This is a genomic window from Paraburkholderia sp. GAS334 (assembly GCF_050436625.1).
Taxonomy (GTDB): domain Bacteria; phylum Pseudomonadota; class Gammaproteobacteria; order Burkholderiales; family Burkholderiaceae; genus Paraburkholderia.
Genome location: NZ_JBNDMO010000023.1, coordinates 1 through 17,501, shown reverse-complemented (window position 1 = coordinate 17,501; position 17,501 = coordinate 1). Strand labels below are relative to the sequence as shown.

The 17,501-nt window shown below is 59.4% G+C and carries 12 protein-coding genes and 3 pseudogenes; 10 read left to right on the top strand and 5 right to left on the bottom strand.

What is annotated here, in order from left to right:
• The first annotated feature begins 50 nt into the window (after positions 1 to 50).
• The 5 genes from P3T21_RS29665 to P3T21_RS29645 all read left to right on the top strand — a co-directional run bounded on the left by P3T21_RS29665 (position 51) and on the right by P3T21_RS29645 (position 5,679).
• Positions 51 to 1,505, top strand: coding sequence for an ISKra4 family transposase (locus P3T21_RS29665; protein WP_429259519.1), 1,455 nt, complete (start codon positions 51 to 53; stop codon positions 1,503 to 1,505).
• Positions 1,506 to 1,827: 322 nt separating this feature from the next.
• Complete coding sequence (locus P3T21_RS29660; RefSeq protein ID WP_429259518.1) at positions 1,828 to 2,883, top strand: aldo/keto reductase; 1,056 nt, start codon at positions 1,828 to 1,830, stop codon at positions 2,881 to 2,883.
• A 144-nt stretch (positions 2,884 to 3,027) separates the two neighbouring features.
• Positions 3,028 to 3,159, top strand: coding sequence for a hypothetical protein (locus P3T21_RS29655; RefSeq protein ID WP_429259517.1), 132 nt, complete (start codon positions 3,028 to 3,030; stop codon positions 3,157 to 3,159).
• Between the two features lie 12 nt (positions 3,160 to 3,171).
• On the top strand, positions 3,172 to 4,251 hold the full coding sequence (locus P3T21_RS29650) for a Gfo/Idh/MocA family protein (protein WP_429259516.1): 1,080 nt from the start codon (positions 3,172 to 3,174) through the stop codon (positions 4,249 to 4,251).
• An 81-nt stretch (positions 4,252 to 4,332) separates the two neighbouring features.
• On the top strand, positions 4,333 to 5,679 hold the full coding sequence (locus P3T21_RS29645; RefSeq protein WP_429259515.1) for an MFS transporter: 1,347 nt from the start codon (positions 4,333 to 4,335) through the stop codon (positions 5,677 to 5,679).
• Positions 5,680 to 5,844: 165 nt separating this feature from the next.
• Here the strand turns inward: P3T21_RS29645 and P3T21_RS29640 are convergent.
• Positions 5,845 to 6,579 (bottom strand): annotated as a pseudogene (locus P3T21_RS29640) (IS6 family transposase).
• Between the two features lie 405 nt (positions 6,580 to 6,984).
• Here P3T21_RS29640 and P3T21_RS29635 point away from each other — a divergent pair.
• On the top strand, positions 6,985 to 9,027 hold the full coding sequence (locus P3T21_RS29635; protein WP_429259514.1) for an alkaline phosphatase family protein: 2,043 nt from the start codon (positions 6,985 to 6,987) through the stop codon (positions 9,025 to 9,027).
• Positions 9,028 to 9,388: 361 nt separating this feature from the next.
• Here the strand turns inward: P3T21_RS29635 and P3T21_RS29630 are convergent.
• Positions 9,389 to 9,515, bottom strand: a pseudogene (locus tag P3T21_RS29630) (IS6 family transposase); the annotation flags it as partial.
• Between the two features lie 329 nt (positions 9,516 to 9,844).
• Between P3T21_RS29630 and P3T21_RS29625 the strand changes: the two are divergent.
• Both P3T21_RS29625 and P3T21_RS29620 read left to right on the top strand, forming a co-directional pair.
• The gene (locus P3T21_RS29625) at positions 9,845 to 10,048 is read left to right on the top strand and encodes a cold-shock protein (protein ID WP_429259513.1); all 204 of its coding nucleotides are present in this window, start codon (positions 9,845 to 9,847) and stop codon (positions 10,046 to 10,048) included.
• A 143-nt stretch (positions 10,049 to 10,191) separates the two neighbouring features.
• Positions 10,192 to 10,470 carry a hypothetical protein gene (locus P3T21_RS29620; protein ID WP_429259512.1) on the top strand — a complete coding sequence of 93 codons (279 nt, stop codon included), beginning with the start codon at positions 10,192 to 10,194 and terminating at the stop codon, positions 10,468 to 10,470.
• A gap of 84 nt (positions 10,471 to 10,554) precedes the next feature.
• On the opposite strand, the gene P3T21_RS29615 is transcribed toward P3T21_RS29620, so the two are convergent.
• Positions 10,555 to 11,550, bottom strand: a complete 996-nt coding sequence (locus tag P3T21_RS29615; RefSeq protein ID WP_429259511.1) for a LysR family transcriptional regulator — start codon at positions 11,548 to 11,550, stop codon at positions 10,555 to 10,557.
• A 238-nt stretch (positions 11,551 to 11,788) separates the two neighbouring features.
• Between P3T21_RS29615 and P3T21_RS29610 the strand changes: the two genes are divergently transcribed.
• Together P3T21_RS29610 and P3T21_RS29605 are read left to right on the top strand one after the other, a co-directional pair.
• Positions 11,789 to 13,156 carry an MFS transporter gene (locus P3T21_RS29610; protein ID WP_429259584.1) on the top strand — a complete coding sequence of 456 codons (1,368 nt, stop codon included), beginning with the start codon at positions 11,789 to 11,791 and terminating at the stop codon, positions 13,154 to 13,156.
• A gap of 92 nt (positions 13,157 to 13,248) precedes the next feature.
• Positions 13,249 to 14,819 (top strand): annotated as a pseudogene (locus P3T21_RS29605) (UxaA family hydrolase).
• Between the two features lie 476 nt (positions 14,820 to 15,295).
• Here P3T21_RS29605 and P3T21_RS29600 read toward each other — a convergent pair.
• A complete protein-coding gene (locus P3T21_RS29600) occupies positions 15,296 to 15,493 on the bottom strand; it encodes a hypothetical protein (protein WP_429259510.1) in 198 nt (65 codons plus the stop codon).
• Positions 15,494 to 15,645: 152 nt separating this feature from the next.
• On the bottom strand, positions 15,646 to 16,995 hold the full coding sequence (locus P3T21_RS29595; protein WP_429259509.1) for an MFS transporter: 1,350 nt from the start codon (positions 16,993 to 16,995) through the stop codon (positions 15,646 to 15,648).
• Positions 16,996 to 17,501 lie beyond the last annotated feature (506 nt).

The window sequence follows — 17,501 nt, the reverse complement described above, 5'->3', positions numbered from 1 at the left end:
CGGTTTCGTCTGGAGTAGGCTGATCGGTCTCGCAACGGTGGGAGCAAGCCATGCGGTTGATCATCGAAGCAAGGTTGGCCGACGGAGACAATGATACGGTCGAGGAAGGTGACGGAGTTCTGGCGGTGATTGAGCGCCCTGACTGCTGTCTTGCCGAACTGGGCCTGACTCTCGCGGAAGGGCGGTCGCTGCTGGCAAAGGTGCAGGCCGAGCTCATTTCGAAACAGGTGCAGTCGTGGCTCTCAAGCCAGACCCATTGTCGGAGCTGCGGTGCGGCTTTGAGGCACAAGGACAGTCGCTCGACGGTGCTGCGCACCGTCTACGGCAAAGTGACGGTGATGAGTCCGCGGCTGTGGTCGTGTGCTTGCCAGCGGACTGCGCGGACGCCACAGCATGTGGTGCATCCCCTGTCCAAAGACCTAAGCTGGCGCGTCACTCCGGAGCTGGAATACCTCCAGGCGAAGTGGGCCGCTCATTTGCCATACCGGCAGGCCGCGGCCATGCTCAAGGAAGTGCTGCCGCTGGACAAGGGCATTTCGTCCAGCGGCATCCGGAACCGGATTCTCGACATTGGAAAACAGCTCGACGCTGATATCGAGCGTGACATCGCGAAGCTACCTCAAGCCGTTGCAGACGTGCAGGTTCGCGAATCCAGCCATGTCGCGGCCGTGAGCGTCGACTCGGCGTGGCTGCGCAATTGCGACTCAGGGAGAGGCCCTGGCCGCCACGTGAATATCGTCGCCGGGCGGGCGACGTTCACCGATGGTCCTCCAAAACTGTATGCGTATGTGCACAGGGAAGTCGCCTCGGCTGCAGCGCGACTCGATCAGTTCCTCAGCCGGAACGGTGTGGCGAGCGATGAACGCGTGACCGTGATCAGCGACGACGCTGGTGAATTTGCAAAGACCGTCGAGGGCAGTCAGCTGGCTCGCGGCCGGATCCTGGACTGGTTCCACATCGCGATGAAGTTCCAGGCGGCGCAGCGTTCCGTGTTCGGCAGGAAGATGATCGACTCGATAGACCAGGAGTCGGTGGAGACCGAAATCACCCACGCGAAGTGGTTGGTCTGGCATGGCAAGGGCAGCAAGGCGGTGGAGCGGATCAAGGCACTGGACAGTCGGCTGCTGGCGAGAGAGGGATACGAATTCGAAACGCTGTGGTGGAATCTGAACACCGTCTCCAGTTATCTCAGGAACAACGCGCACACGTTGGTCAACTACAGCGCCCGGCATCGCAAAGGTCTCCCGATCAGCAGCAGCATTGCCGAGTCCGCGGTGAACCAGGTCGTCAGCCACCGTATGGCCAAGAAGCGACAGATGCGCTGGACTGACGAAGGGGCGCACTGCATGGCACAGGTCAGAGTCGCGGTTCTGAACGGGGAATTCTCGTCCCATCGCATTCTGGCGCTCAAAATTGCCGACTCGCGTTACGGGAAATGCATCGGGCCAACGTCGGCAGGCGGGCGCCGGCCAACGGACAGAACAGTCAGTGCAGTCATGCCGTAAGCCATGGCCGCCTGACGAAATGCACCTCCCCAACTTTTGCACGCTCTCGCGCCGCGCGCGTGAAATGCCGTTCTTCTGCGACCGCCACAAAATGTTCCAGCTGCTTCAAGTCCACGTTGGCACTCTTTCCTTGCAGAGACGATTAATCACGAAAACCGCACAATTTGATCATATCTTTCTATTGGAATGGTAATTCAATCTCCGTTATCGTCGGACGTCTGGGGACGCCAAGGAACACTGGGCACGAAATGCGGGCGCAATGCGACTTAACGACCGCACGCCGGCTGTGAATCCTCGCAACATACATGGAGATTGCTTCATCATGGACTACCGTCAACTTGGCCGTTCGGGCCTCAAGGTGTCGACAATCACGCTAGGCACGATGACGATGGGCGGCAAAGGCAAATTCGCGAGCGTCGGCGAGGTTGGCCTCGACGAGGCCCGCCGACAGATCGACATGTGCATCGACGCGGGCGTCAACCTGATCGATACTGCGGACGTCTATTCGAACGGTGCGTCGGAGGAAATCGTCGGCCGGGTGCTCGGCGGCAAGCGCAAAGGCGGCGTGCTGATCGCGACGAAAGCCCGCTTTCCCATGGGTGACGGCCCGAACGACCGGGGTCTGTCGCGGCATCATTTGATAGAAGCCTGCGAGGCGAGCTTGCGCCGTCTCAAGACTGATGTGATCGACCTCTACCAGGTCCACGAATGGGACGGACTCACGCCGCTTGAAGAAACGCTTGAAGCGCTCGACCTGCTGGTCCGGCATGGCAAGATCCGGTATGTCGGCTGCTCGAACTACTCAGGCTGGCACCTGATGAAGGCGTTGCATGTGAGCGAACGCGATCGTCTGCCGCGCTTCGTGAGCCAGCAGATCCATTACACGCTCGAAGCACGCGAAGCGGAATACGAACTCGCGCCGATCGCGCTCGATCAAGGCATGGGCATTCTCGTCTGGAGCCCGCTCGCAGGCGGCCTGCTGTCGGGTAAGCACCGCCGCGACGCGACGCCCGAGGGCACGCGCCAGCTCGCCGGTTGGACGGAGCCGCCGATCCGCGACGCCGAACGACTGTGGTCGATTGTCGACACGCTTGTCGAGATCGCCAGCGAGCAGAATGTCTCGGCCGCTCAGGTCGCGCTCGCATGGACGCTCGGGCGCCCCGCCGTCACGTCGGTCATCATCGGCGGGCGCAACGAGAAGCAACTGCTCGACAACCTCGGCGCGGCGAATCTCAGGCTGACCGCCGAACAGCGCGAGCGGGTCGACAAGGTGAGCGCGCCGCCGCTGCTCTACCCGTACTGGCATCAGGTGCAGACCGCGCACGATCGTCTTTCAGCCGCGGACCTGTCGCTGCTGGGGCCGCATCTCAAGGCGTAAAGGGTGATCCGGCCGACATCGACTCCCGGCCGCCCCGAAAGATCTCCCGCCATACACAGGTGTCCGCCTCGCCCTTGGGCAAGTAGTTCCATCGCGAAGTCGGCTTGCGCTTGCAGCGACTTCTCTTGACCGCAGCACGCCGTCATGAGCCTGCCGCGCAATCAAGCCGATGGATTTCCCTTCACTCCTGGCGTCACGCAATCCGCGATCGATATCGTGCGCTGCCACCGGACCGGTGGCGGCAGCGCCTCGCTCGCATTCAAACTAGCGACGTAACACCGAATCACCATGAAAAAACTCAGAACTGCCATCGTCGGTTGTGGAAAGGTCGGTCATTTCCATGCCCGGGCGCTCTCGAATCTCGGGAACTCGGACTTCGTCGCTGTATGCAGCACCTCTCTCGATAGAGCAGAGGCCTTCGGCAAACAATACGGCGTGCGTGCGTTCGATAGCGTCGAAGAGATGGTGCAGGCCGCACAGGTCGACGTTGTGTGCATTTGCACACCACATCCTCAGCATGCTCCCGTCGCAATCGCCGCGTTGAAAAACGGCAGCCACGTTCTCATAGAGAAGCCCCTCGCTTCGTCGCTCGAAGACTGCGATGCCATCCTTTCATGTGCGGAAGAACACCGGCGTACGGTCGGCGTCGTGTGCCAGCGGCGTTTTTATCCGTCCGCGATGCGAATCAGGCAGGCCATCGATGCGGGCAAGATTGGCCGCCCTATCATCGGCAACGTTGTCATGCTCGGATGGCGCGACCGCCAGTACTACGAAAGCGATCCCTGGCGTGGCTCGTGGGCTGGCGAAGGAGGCGGCGTGCTTGTGAACCAGGCACCTCATCAGCTCGATCTGCTCCTCTGGTATATGGGCGATATCGATGAGGTCTACGGGGTGTGGAAGAACGTCAACCACGACTACATCGAAGTCGAAGACACCGCGGCGGCCATCATCAAGTTCAAAAGCGGCGCGATTGCCAACATTCTGGTCAGCAACTCACAGAATCCGGCTTTGTACGGGAAGGTCCACGTTCATGGCGAGAACGGCGCGTCGGTCGGCGTGCAGACGGACGGCGGCGCGATGTTCATCGCCGGCGTCTCGACCATCACAGAACCGCCTTACAACGATATCTGGACGATCAAAGGCGAAGAAGGAATGCTCGCCGAGTGGAGAAACGCTGATGCGGAGTATTTCAATTCCGCGGATTCCCTGTACTTCTATCACGAGCGGCAAATAGATGATTTCCTGACTGCTGTCGGCAACGACACTAAGCCTTTGATCGACGGGCTGGACGGCCGGAAGACCGTAGAACTGTTCACAGCCATCTATCGCAGCACGCAGAAGAATGCGGTTGTGAAACTCCCACTCTGAGCAGGAAGACGAATCGCCGGTATTCCGTGCCGGTAATGCATGTCTGGGCGAGCCTCCAGATGGCATCTTGAATGCGAAATCATGAAAGCAACAAAGACCCGATATTTCATTGTCTTTTTACTGTTTGTAGTCACGGCCATCAACTACATGGACCGTGCAAACCTCTCGATCGCAGGAAGCCGGATCCAGGGGGAATTCGGCCTTTCGCCGACCCAGCTCGGCCTGCTCTTTTCGATGTTCACGTGGACGTATGCGGCCGCCCAGATTCCCGTCGGGTATCTCCTCGATCGAATCGGATCGAGGGTTCTATACGGCAGTGCAATTGTCATCTGGAGCTCATGTACATTCGCGATGGGCTTTGCTTCACATCATCTTTTCGCGACCGTGGGCGCCTCGTTTGCGGTGCTGCTGGTCTGCCGCGCCCTGATTGGCCTCGCTGAAGCGCCGTCGTATCTCTCGAATACGAAGATCGTCGCGAACTGGTTTCCGAAGAACGAACGCGCACGGGCGACGGCGACCTATATCAGTTCGCAATACATCGGTCTCGCATTGTTCACGCCCGTCCTGACTTTTCTGACGAGCCGTTACGGCTGGCAAATGGTGTTCTATGCGACGGGTGGAGTGGGGATCGTCTTTGGGGTCTGCTGGCTGATCGTTTATCGCGACCCCAAAGACAGCAAAAAAACCGATCAGGCCGAGCTCGACCTTATCAAGGCCGGTGGTGGCTACGGATCTCACGATCAATCCACGGTCAGCACTGTGGTCGAGAGAGAGGATGTCCTGTACTTCCTCAAGAACAAAACCGTCTGGGGCCTGTTCATCACGCAGTTCGCCTACAACTCGACGCTGATTTTCTTCATGACATGGTTCATCGTCTACCTCGAAAAGGCATTGAATCTCACGCTTTCCAAAGCGGGACTGGGAGCATCCATCCCCTATCTCATGGCGATGGTCGGCATGCTGGCCGGCGGCTTCCTCAGTGACAGCCTTCTGAAAAGGGGTAAATCGGTCACGGTCGCGCGCAAGGTGCCGGTGATCGTTGGCCTCGTGTTGACGGCCATGATCGTCACTGTCAATTTTTTCGAGAACCAGCCCGTCATCGCGATCGGCATCCTTTCGCTGGCCTTTTTCGGAAACAACGTCGCGAATCTCGGCTGGGTGGTATTTACGGACGTCATTCCTCGCAATTTCATTGGTACGATGGGCGGCTTCCTGAATCTGTTCGGCAATCTGTCCGGCATTGCTACGCCCATTGTTTTCGGCATGATCCTGCAGCGCACGCATAACTTCCACTATGCGATGTGGTACGTCTCGATCGTCGCCGTTCTGGGCATCCTTTCGTATATCTTCCTCGTCGGCAGAATCGAAATGATCGTGCCGCCGAAGAAGCGGGAGCTGGACGCGTACCGGGTTACGCAGTCGAGCTAGGCTTATATACGAGGAGGGGTTCGGCAATCCGGTGCTCGTGAATTCCTCCACCCGGACCGCGGTATTTGCTACACGCCCTTTTCTAACGCTTCCGACTTCAATGATTCCGCAGGGCATTGTCAACTTGCCGGAGGGACCCGGAACGACAGCGGTAACGACGACCGCTTAGAAACCAGTTGACGGAATTCGGGCGACTTCGGTCAATTCGTACCAGGCGGCGAAGCGGGCCACGAGTTGCTGGCGATGAAGCGAAGCGCGCAGCAGATGCCGCTTGAGTGCGAAGTGTTGCCGGATCGGCCCGAAGCTAGACAGGAATGCCTGTGTACGTTTCGGGTCGCGAAAACCGCGCATGCGACGCTCGCGTTCGCGCGTCGGTTGATGGCTATTTTCTGCGCGGTTGTTTAGCCGAGCCGCGGCTTTGACGAACACGTGCTTCGCGCTAGCCAGTTCCGGGATGTCGGCTTTTGCCGCCGGATAGCTACGCAATTGATCGGTGACGATCTTGCGCGGTACCGGGTTCGAGCGCAGCAAGCACTTGAAAAAGCGTTTGGCGGCGGCCTTGTCGCGATGCTTCTGAAGCAGAATATCGAGTTCGGCACCGTGCTCATCGACCGCACGCCACAGCAAGTATGGTTCGCCTCGCAGCGTGACGAACATCTCGTCGAGATGCCATGTACTGCCGGGCTTGCATCGCACCGCTTTCACCCGGTGAGCGAAGCTCGCACCGAACTTAGCGCACCAGCATCGGATCGTCTCCTAGGTCACGATAACACCACGCTCCAGGAGCAGTTCCTCGATGTCGCGCAAGCTCAACTGGAAGCGGAAGTACCAGCGCACTGTGCAGCTAATGACTCCGGCTGGAAAACGGTGACCGTGATAGAGCGATTTCGATTTCTTCATCACGTCATCTTACGCGACCGACACAAACAACCTGACAACGCCGCTAAAACCCCGCGTCGATACGCATGCTGAAACGCTTGAACCGACCGATTACTTCGTCAGACGCGTTGACACACCGATGTTTAGGGAAGGATTTTCGCTGTGCTAGCGTCCTTTTGGTAAAAACTGAATTGACCCAAACAGCAAAGATGGTCATATGATGCGCGTGCCCGGCACAGCCGAATCCTTTTCAGCCTGCAGTTTCAAGGGTTTGGCGGCATTAGCGAACCTGATCGCTTGCCACGGATGAGCAGGAACTGCGCGTCGAACTGCGCGGGTAGAAAGGTAATCGAAGCGTTACTGTCTCGCCGCAGTCATGTGCCATTGGTAAGGTTGTGCAAGGTTAACCTTACTGATGGATGAGAGATGAAAAAGCACCAAGCGTCAGAACGACGCTATCTTTCAAAGGTCCCAGCCGTTGTCGCGGCATGCGCTGGCGTAGCCGCCCTTGCATTCGCGGCGTCGCCCGGCAACGCCGCGGTGGCAGGTCAGGACAACGAATCTGCGACGCAATCCCCAATCAAACATGTGATCGTGATCGTCGGTGAAAACCGCACGTTCGATCACGTGTTCGGCACGTACAAGCCGGCCAACGGGCAGTCGGTGCAAAACCTGCTGTCGCAAGGCATCGTCAACGCGGATGGCTCGCCGGGGCCGAACTTTGCGAAGGCGCGCCAGTACCAGGCCACAGTGACGGGAACGACGCAGTTCGCGCTGGCGCCATCGATCAAGAGCCCCTACAGCACGCTGCCTTCGCCGAACACCGGTGGCACGGCTACCGCGGCGAGCGACACGACCGGTGCTCCGTACGCAACGTACAACGCGGCCGCACAGGCCGAGGGCGCAGAACTCGAGACGGCCGATATCGGTCAGTTGCTGACCGGTGCCTCCGGCTTGCCAGCGGGCGCGAAGGATACGCGCGTCGCGAACTACAACGCACTGCAAAACGGCCCTTACCCGCTGCAAACGCCGCAGCAATCATCGCTGTATGACGCGTACTTGGGCGGTCCAGTGCACCGCTTCTATCAAAACTGGCAGCAGTCCGACTGCGACGTGTCCCACGCCACCCGCGATAATCCGAGCGGCTGTCTGATGGACCTGTTCGCGTGGGTCGAGACCACCATCGGCGCGGGCAGCAACGGCAGTGCGCAACCCACGCCGTTCAGCGAACAGACCACGAAGGAAGGTTCAAACGCGCTGGGCTTTCACAACGCGAGCAAGGGCGACATGCCGTATTTCATGCAGCTCGCACGCACCTATACGATCAGCGACAACTATCATCAGCCGGTGATGGGCGGCACGGGCGCGAATAGCATCATGGTCGGCGCCGCCGATGCCTACTATTACACCGACGGCAACGGCCACGCGACGGTCCCGCCGTCGAACCAGATCGAGAATCCGAACCCGTTGGCAGGCACGAACAACTGGTACACGCAGGACGGCTATTCGGGCGGTAGCTACAGCGACTGCTCGGACACGAGCCAGGCGGGTGTCTGGCCGATCAGCAAGTATCTGGCGTCGCTCTCGTACCATCCGAAGATGAACTGCGCGCCGCAACACTACTACCTGCTGAACAACTACAACCCGGGCTACAACGGCGACGGCACCGTGCTCGACAGGACGAAGTCGCCGTTCACGATCCCGCCGTCACCGGTTCGCACGATCGGAGACACTTTGCTCGAACGTCACATTCCCTGGAAGTACTATGGCGAAGGCTGGAACACGTTCGTCAGCAATCCGCAGAAGAGCGTCTATTGCAACATCTGCAATCCGTTCCTCTACGAAACGTCAATTATGACGAACAAGGACGTCCGCGATACGCACCTTGCCGACACAACCGACCTGTATGCGGACATCAGCGCGGGCAACCTGCCGGCAGTATCGTTCGTCAAGCCGGGTGGCAAGCTCGACGGGCATCCGACATCGTCAAAGTTCGGCCTGTATGAGGCGTTCGTGCATAAGATCGTCGATGCAGTGCAGAGCAATCCGAAGCTTTGGGCCAGTACCGCGATCCTGATTACCGTGGACGAAGGCGGCGGCTACTACGACTCGGGTTATATCCAGCCAGTTGACTTCTTCGGCGATGGCCCACGCATTCCGATGATCGCGGTGTCGCCATATTCGCAGGGCGGGCGCGTCGCGCACGGCTATGCCGACCACGCATCGCTGGCGAAGTTCATCGAACGCAACTGGGGACTGCCGCCGATCACTGACCGCAGCCGCGACAACCTGCCGAACCCGGTCCAGCGGAACAACAACCCGTACGTGCCTGTCAATGCGCCGGCGCTCGGCGACCTGTTCGACATGTTTAATTTCGATTTGGGTCATGGTCACGGCGGCGATAACCAGCAAAACGGCAACGCGAATGCTGACGAGCCGAGCGGCGCCAAAGGGGCGATGCCGTTCTGATCGGCATGAGCTGCGCGTGGCGGTAGGCCACGCATCGCCGCGCGCGGCAATCCGTCGATTCGAGGAACCCGTTCCAGTGGACATACTGCGAACGGGTTTTGCTTGACGGCAAGAACAGTGTGGCGATCGGCGACTGGGAGCGTTCACCACCGTGGCGATCGTCGAGAAAATCCGTTATGCCCGTAGGCATAAAACGATAGTGAGTCGTTATTCCTGGAAGGCCAGCATGAACAAATCCATTTTCCAGCTCGCCCCGTGGGCCGGCCCCGCGTACCTGGCTTTGGTCGATGCCATCGAACTAGCCATCCGGGCGGGTTCGGTTCAAGCCGGGGACAGACTTCCTCCACAGCGAATGCTGGCTGACGCTCCAGGAGCAGTTCCTCGATGTCGCGCAAGCTCAACTGGAAGCGGAAGTACCAGCGCACTGCGCAGCTAATGACTCCGGCTGCAAAACGGTGACCGTGATAGAGCGATTTCGATTTCTTCATCACGTCATCTTACGCGACCGACACAAACAACCTGACAACGCCGTTGGCAGTCGGGTCACTGCAGTTGCCTGGACGGACGGTGGCTCTGGGGGGATGGCGGAGGACTTCGCCTCGCAGTGGGAGCCAGAATGGACAAACGCTGATTGACCTTCACGGCGTGCCGTCGTATAAATTTCGATAGCGTCAATTCAAGCTTCAAGTTGCAAGTATTGGCTGTTTGTGTATTCGACTTTCCGGCGATACTTCTCCAGTTGTTCTTCCACCTTTCGTGAATTTCCGTGCGCGCGAAGGGTCTCGCGCGATGTCCAACCAATCAATCAGGAATGAGCATGGCAACCGGTACTGTGAAGTGGTTTAACGATGCGAAGGGCTTTGGCTTCATCACCCCGGACGATGCCGGAGAAGACCTGTTTGCTCATTTTTCGGAAGTGAAGGCAGAGGGCTTCAAGTCTCTTAAGGACGGCCAAAAGGTCAGCTTCGAAGTCAAACAGGGAGCAAAAGGCAAGCAGGCGGCCAGTATCAAGCCGCTGTAAGCACGGGGGGTGATGCAGTTGCTCTTGCCTCCACCGGTTGCGGGTTTTTCAAGACCGGCGAATTTGTCTGCAAGCCGCTACAGGCCTGGATTTTCAGCCGCTGACACCGAATAGGTTATTGTCCAGTTTTCTGGATGGCCAGAATGGCTGGAAGTCAACGCAGGCAAGCGATTCCAACGCAATTGAGCCTTGCGCAGTTCGAAGCATTTGTCTTGCCGCATCTTTCCCGAGGCAGCCGTCGTCCCGCACCGAAGCTGGGTTTGCATAAGATCTTCAACTACATTTTGCGACTGCTCTATATGGGGTGTCAGTCGAAGGAGCTGCCGATCGAAAAGGACGACGAAGGTCGTCCTGAAATTCACCACACGCGCATTTATAGCGCCTTCCGGCGGTGGGATGCCGATGGCTGTCGGCCTATGTGAACCCTTGATAAACACCTGAATCAGCGCGTCACGCGCTGTCTGGTCGGGTGCTGAACTTTCGAGTGCCCGATCATGAGAACCGCGTCACAGGCCGCCTTCGGCGCTGTGATCCGTGGACGTAGGCAGCGCGCGATCGTCAAGTTGTCCGGCGATCGCGCGCAGGATCGCGATGAATTCCTCCATCGGCTGAGACGCCAATTCATTCTTGCGAGTGATGACGCTGTAGTTCGTCATGCTGCGCCGGATCGTCACCGGAAGATAGCCGAGCAGGTCATTGTTGACGTACTTTTCCACCGCGGCACGAGGTTGCAGCGAAATCATGTCGGTGGCCTGCAAGAGTTCCAGAGTCGAAAAGATCGAAGATGTCTCCACCATGCCGACCGGGGCGACCATACCCGCGGCAGCGAATGTCTCCTCGAACAGTTGCCGGATCGCTGTGGCTTGCGGATAAAGAATCCACGGCCATGTGCCCAGATCAGCGATCTCAACGCGGCGTTGTCGCAGCAACGGATGGTGCCGTCCGACGACCACGCGTACCGGTTCCGCGGACAGATCCACTACGTCGAAGAGCGCCCGTTGGCGCGGTTCCGTCAGGCGGCCCACCATCACATCGACCCGCTTCTCTTCCAGCCACATCGCCAGTTGATCGCTGCTCTGTTCGACCAGCTTGATGATCAACCGCGGCCGCCGACGCTGGATTTCCTTGACGCCGGAGATGACCACCTGTGCGGCCGAAGCCGAAATCGCACCCACAGTGAGACGACCGTAGCCGCCGCTTTGCAGCGTTGCGAACTCGCTCGCGAACTTGCCCAAGTCGGCCATCGTGGTGCTCGCGTAGCGCACGGACAGCGCGCCGAGATCGGTTGGTCGCATTTCGCGCGGCAACCGCTCGAAGAGCTGGGCGCCCAGCATTGCCTCTACGTCGCTCAAAATCTTCGTCGCCGCCGGCTGCGTGATATGCATCTGTTCGGCTGCCATGCGCAAATTGTGGGTGCGGCCAAGCAGATCGAGCAGTTGCAGATGTCTGAAGCGCAGCCTCGTCAATACGTTTGTGGCAGAGACGACGGGGTGTTGGGACATAAGGGTAAACGCAGATCGCCTCATAACCAGATGGAATTGATTGTACCCAATTTGCAATTAGACGCTTATCGGAAGTCCTCTTAGAGTATTGGCTGACCCGATCGACGCATGCGCCCCCCGTATCGAATGCGTGGCGTTCGAAGCCGCGTCGCCGGGATCAGTGCCAGTCCGCGTCAGGCCGCAAGAGCCTCGCAGTCGTGGCGTGGCGCATGCGGCTTCTACAGGAGACAAGCCAATGCTGCAGACTCAACCCGCAACGTCGGAGTCGTTGGCGAGTGCAGTGCGCAAGTCGCGTTTGCGACTGGCGCCATTTCTCGCGCTGATGTTCGCGATCTCGATGCTCGACCGTTCAAACGTCGGCTTCGTCAAGCAAGCCCTTCAGGTCGACTCGAACATAGGTAGCGCGGCGTTCGCGCTGGGGGCTGGGATTTTCTTTGTGGGCTACGCACTGTTCGAAATTCCGAGCAACCTGATCCTGCACCGGGTCGGCGCAAAGATCTGGATGAGCCGCATCATGGTGACGTGGGGGCTCGCGTCTGCCGCGATGATGTTCGCGCACAACGAAACCTCGTTCTACCTGCTGCGCTTTATTCTTGGGGTTGCCGAAGCAGGTTTCTCACCGGGCGTGATTCTTTACACGACGTACTGGTTTCCTGCACGCGAACGCGGCAAGGCATTGGGAATTTACTACTTCGGACTACCTGTTGCCCTTGTACTCGGCAGCCCGCTGTCCGGTTTTCTGATGGAGGCGATGGGCGGCTTGCTCGGGCTGCGCAACTGGCAGTGGATGTTCGTGATCGAAGGGCTCGCGGCTTCTGTCATTGGCGTCATCGCATTCTTCTATCTGGTCAGCAAGCCGCGCGACGCGAAATGGCTGACGCCTGACGAGAAAGCGGCATTGGAAAGTGCCATCGCTGAGGAAGACGGCCACAAAGTCGCTCACGGCCCATCGACGGCGCTCAAGGCGCTGCGCAATTGGAACGTCTTGCGCTTTGTCGCAATCTATTTCGCGATACAGGTGAGCGTGTACGGCGTCATCTTCTATCTGCCGACCCGGATTTCGGAATTGACCGGCGCCGCAATCGGCGCGAAGGTCGGCCTGCTGGCAGCCATTCCATGGTTCTGTGCGCTTGTTGCTCTGCGCTTCATCACTGGGTATGCGGACGCGAAGGGCAAACATCGGCAGTTGGCGATTGCCATGCTGGCGATCGCCGCAGCGGGCATCGCATTGTCGACGCTCGGGCATCACCTGGCGCCCGCGCTCGTCGCGTTCTCTATCGCGACGGTAGGCTTTGTCGTCGTTCAGCCGCTGTTCTGGACATTGCCGACGGCGTATCTGAGCGGCCCGGCGGCGGCGAGCGGTATCGCATTGATCGGCTCGCTTGGCAACCTCGGGGGATTTATCGCTCCCACATTGAAGACGGCAGTCGAGACGAGCTTTCACAGTCAGCGCGCCGGCATGTTTGCGCTCGCGCTCGCGGGCGTGGCTGGTGTGCTGCTGCTCATGAGCGTCGGTATGGGTTCGCGCCGCGGACGTCAACGACAATCGGGTGAACCGGCATCGTCGCGCAGCGAACACGGCGGCGCCAACGCTCACTTCAACTGAAGCAACGCAATCCTGGAGGCTTGTTTTCTGCGATCGATGGCGTTATGACGCACGACGCGAGCTGAACGGTGATCCATCCATAAGGCAACATCATGACGTTCGACCCTGATAATGCGGCGGTAGCCGTCCCGGGAGGTACTGGCTCGGCGGCAGAGCCGATTGTGCGGCTGCATCCGGACGACGATGTCGTCATCGCACGCCATCAGCTCGTGGCTGGCATGCGTATCGGTGACAACCTTTCCGTGCGTGGGCTGATTCCGGCCGGTCACAAGGTGGCGCGACGGTCTGTCGCCGCGGGCGCACCGGTGCGGCGCTATGGACAGGTCATCGGCGTCGCGTGCGGTCGAGGTTGGCGAACATGTTCACACTCACAACCTTTCGATGGGCAATTTCGATCGCGACTATGCGTTCAGCCCCGATGCGAAGGGCTCGCCGAAGCTCTGTGCGACCGTACATTTTATGGGCATTGTGCGGGCTGATGGCCGTGTTGCCACGCGTAACTACATCGGCGTGCTGACCTCCGTGAATTGCTCGGCGACTGCGGCTCGCGCTATCGCCGATTATTTCCGCCGCGATGTCCGTCCGCAAGCGCTGGAGGCGTTTCCGAACGTGGATGTGGTGGTGGCGCTCACGCACGGACAGGGCTGCGCAATTGATTCGGAGGGCGAGGCGCTCGAATTGCTTCGGCGCACGCTGAGCGGGTACGCTCGTCACCCGAACTTCGCGGGTGTGTTGATCGTCGGGCTCGGCTGCGAAACCAACCAGATCGATGCACTCGTGAAGAACCAGGCTTACGGCTGGCGAGACGCTTAAAACGATGACGATCTAGGCAACCGGCGGCACGGCAAAGACCGTCGCTGCGGGCATCGATGCCGTGAAGGCAATGCTCGTAGAGGCGAATGACGTTCGGCGCGAACCGGTTGACGCGAAGCATCTGACGGTCGGCTTGCAATGCGGCGGCTCGGACGGGTATTCGGGCATCACGGCCAAACCCGCGCTCGGCGCAGCCGTCGATCGGCTAGTCGCACACGGTGGTACGGCGATTCTTTCAGAAACGCCGGAAATCTATGGTGCCGAACATCTGTTAACGCGCAGGGCAGTATCGCGTGCCATCGGGGAGAAGCTGATAGAGCGCATCCATTGGTGGGAGGCGTATTGCGCCCGCTCGAACGCGGATCTGAATAACAATCCTTCGGCGGGCAACAAGGCGGGCGGTCTCACGACCATCCTCGAGAAGTCGCTGGGCGCGGTGGCGAAAGGCGGGACGACCGATCTTGTTGACGTCTATCTCTATGCTGGGCAGGTCCGCGCGCGCGGCCTCGTCTTCATGGATACGCCCGGGTACGACCCGGTCTCAGCGACTGGTCAGGTAGCGGGCGGTGCGAACCTGATCTGCTTTACCACCGGCCGCGGTTCGGCGTACGGCTGCGCACCGTCGCCATCGTTGAAACTGGGGACCAACACCGCGCTGTGGAAGCGGCAGGAAGAAGACATCGACGTCAATTGCGGCTCCATACTGAACGGCGAGAAAACCGTCGACGAGCTGGGGCGCGAAATCTTTGATCTGATGCTTGCCACCGCTTCGGGTGCGGCATCCAAGAGCGAACTTCACGGGTACGGGCAAAACGAATTTGTACCGTGGCAGATCGGCGCGATCACATAGCGGCAAGAAAACCGTTGGGGCGATTGCAGTCGCATGGCAGTCTTCCGGACTCCCGCCGCAACGTGTGCCATTCAATCTTTTTACGTATGGAACTCGGACTGATGAACACAAACGTCCGATTTTCCGCAGCCGAACTGCAACGTTCCCGCAGGGTTTGCTGTGCGCCGCGGGCCGGACAGATAGGCTGGCGGAAAGCGTCACTAGCACGCCGATCGACGGCGACCTGATGGGGCACGATACGCATGGTCTCGCATTGCTTGCCCCTACGTCAACGAGATCGAACGTGGCACGATGGCCTGCTCGGGCAAGCCCGGTGTGATCTCCGATCGCGGCGCGAGTGAAACCGACCTCCATCTTGCCTGAGAAGCGCCCATGCCCGTCTGGCATTCTTGTTGGCGAGTGCAACCATAGTCACATCGCGGTGCTTGCGTGAGAGGCGCCGGCCTAGCCCGCTATCGGGATCGGGATGGCGCGCCTCAGTAGGCATCAGTATCGATCTCGCGCCATGAATCGGCAGCGTTCTGAGATGCGGGTCGCCGTGCTTGCCGCGCAAAGAAGGACAGCACGTCCGCGCGTCGCAGGCGCTTGCGAAGCACTGTCTCGCCGGTCCGATCCAGTGCGTGCAGCTGGACAATGTTCTTGGCCGGATCCAGCCCGATCGTCGCAATGTCCATGATGGAAGCTCCTCTCAGAGTAGCGGTGCCGGACTTCAGTCTGACACCGCTTCCGGGCCAAGGGAAAGTGGCGCTTCCCCCGCAAGTCCCGGCACCACATGCCATCCGTACGAGATATTCGTGACGCTGTGGTCAACGCAAACCGTTCGCGCTTATTCGTCGCCCTCAAGTGCCATCGGCGGTATCGGCTCACGCACAAGAATCCAGTAGCCGATCACCGCCACTACGGCGACCGCCGCACCCACGAACAGCGCAGGTTGAAAGGATTGGGACTTTTGCACGATGAAGCCGGTGATCACCGGCGCCAGCGCGCCACCGAAGTAGCCGCCGAAATTCTGCATCGCCCCGATTGACGCGGTGCAGTTGGCTGGCGCCGCAACGGATGCCATCGCCCAAGCCGCGCTCGTCGATACGTAGACCAGAAACATCGAGATCGAGATGAAGGTAACGGCCAGTGTAGCGCTGTGTGTCAGAGCGGTCAGTACGGTGAAGATGGACGTTCCGAGCAACGAAATTGCCATGGGATACTTGCGGCTATTGATCGCGGAGACGCCCCTTCTCGCGAGTACATCGCACACCTTGCCGCCAGAGAGACTGCCCACCACGCCGAAGAGATATGGCACCGCGGCGACCCAGCCCGTCTTTGCGATGGTCAGATGGTGCTCCATCTGGAGATACGTGGGTAACCACGCGTTGTAGAGCCAGAGGACGTAGATCGTGCCGAAAAAGCCTAAAACCATGCCCCATGTGGTTCCGAATCCGAACAGGCGGCGCCAGTCGCGCAGCGTCGGCCGGGCTGTGACTTCCTCCTCGCCGTCGGACAGATACTCACGCTCCCACTGTGTCAGCTTGACCTGATGCGGATCACGATGCACGAGGTAGAAGAGTACTGCCAGCGCGAGCCCGGCGATCCCCATAATGCCGAACATCCATCGCCAGCCAACAGTCAGCATGATGACCGTCAGTAGCGGCGCGGATATTGCCGTGCCTAGGGTCGACGAACTGTTCCAGATACCAGTCGCGGCGCCCCGTTCCTTCTTGCCGAACCAGTCGCGAACGACCTTGGCACTAGTCGGGAACTGCGGCGCTTCTCCCACGCCGAGGACCATGCGGGCGGCGAAGAATTGTCCGAAGCTGTTGACGGCACCGCCAAATGCCTGCGCAACCGACCACATGGCGAGACTCACCGCCAACATGACCCGCGCCCCGAAGCGGTCGATCAGTGCACCTGCCGGCAGTTGCGCGAATGCATAGGCCCACAGAAAGGCCGAAAGCAGCAGGCCCATTTCTCCAACCGAGAGTCCAAGGTCGTGCCGAATGAGCGGGTTCGCAATCGATAGCGTTGCCCGATCGATGTAGTTCACGATTCCGCTCAGCAGGAGCAGGGCAAGCGCGGTACGCTGAATGCGCCGGACTCTCGGTGACGCCTCACCGCCTACGACGTTCTGTCCGACACCGGCGTCCTGCTCTAATGGACGGACGAGGGGGGATGATTGCTCCATTTATTGTCTCCTGTCGATGTATCGCCTTATAGCGTCTCTTTCGCGGTTGGCGAAGTACGCTTCTTCGTTTGAGAAAAACAGCGCATATCACTTGCACTCCGCACACCTTCTATCGAAGAAGAGCTCGAAGTGATGAATGCGCCGGGCATCCCGCCTGAATCGAAATGACGCACTAATGAAGCGCGCGCGCCAGGCATCGGCGATGTCTGTTTCGGCTTCGTCTCTTCGCGATTCACAAGCGCGGGTGCCGCTGCATTAGCAACCTACAAAATAGGATCGCTTCCCCCAAAAATCCAATCAAATCTCGCGCTAAAGCCATTCCATTCGTTTATCACAAGCCAGGTGCAAACCCTTGCAACACCACCGGCATTGCCGAAAAAGGACAGGGCGTATGCAAATCGGTGAGGAGCAGGGCATTGTCAACTTGCCGGAGGGACCCGGAACGACAGCGGTAACGACGACCGCTTAGAAACCAGTTGACGGAATTCGGGCGACTTCGGTCAATT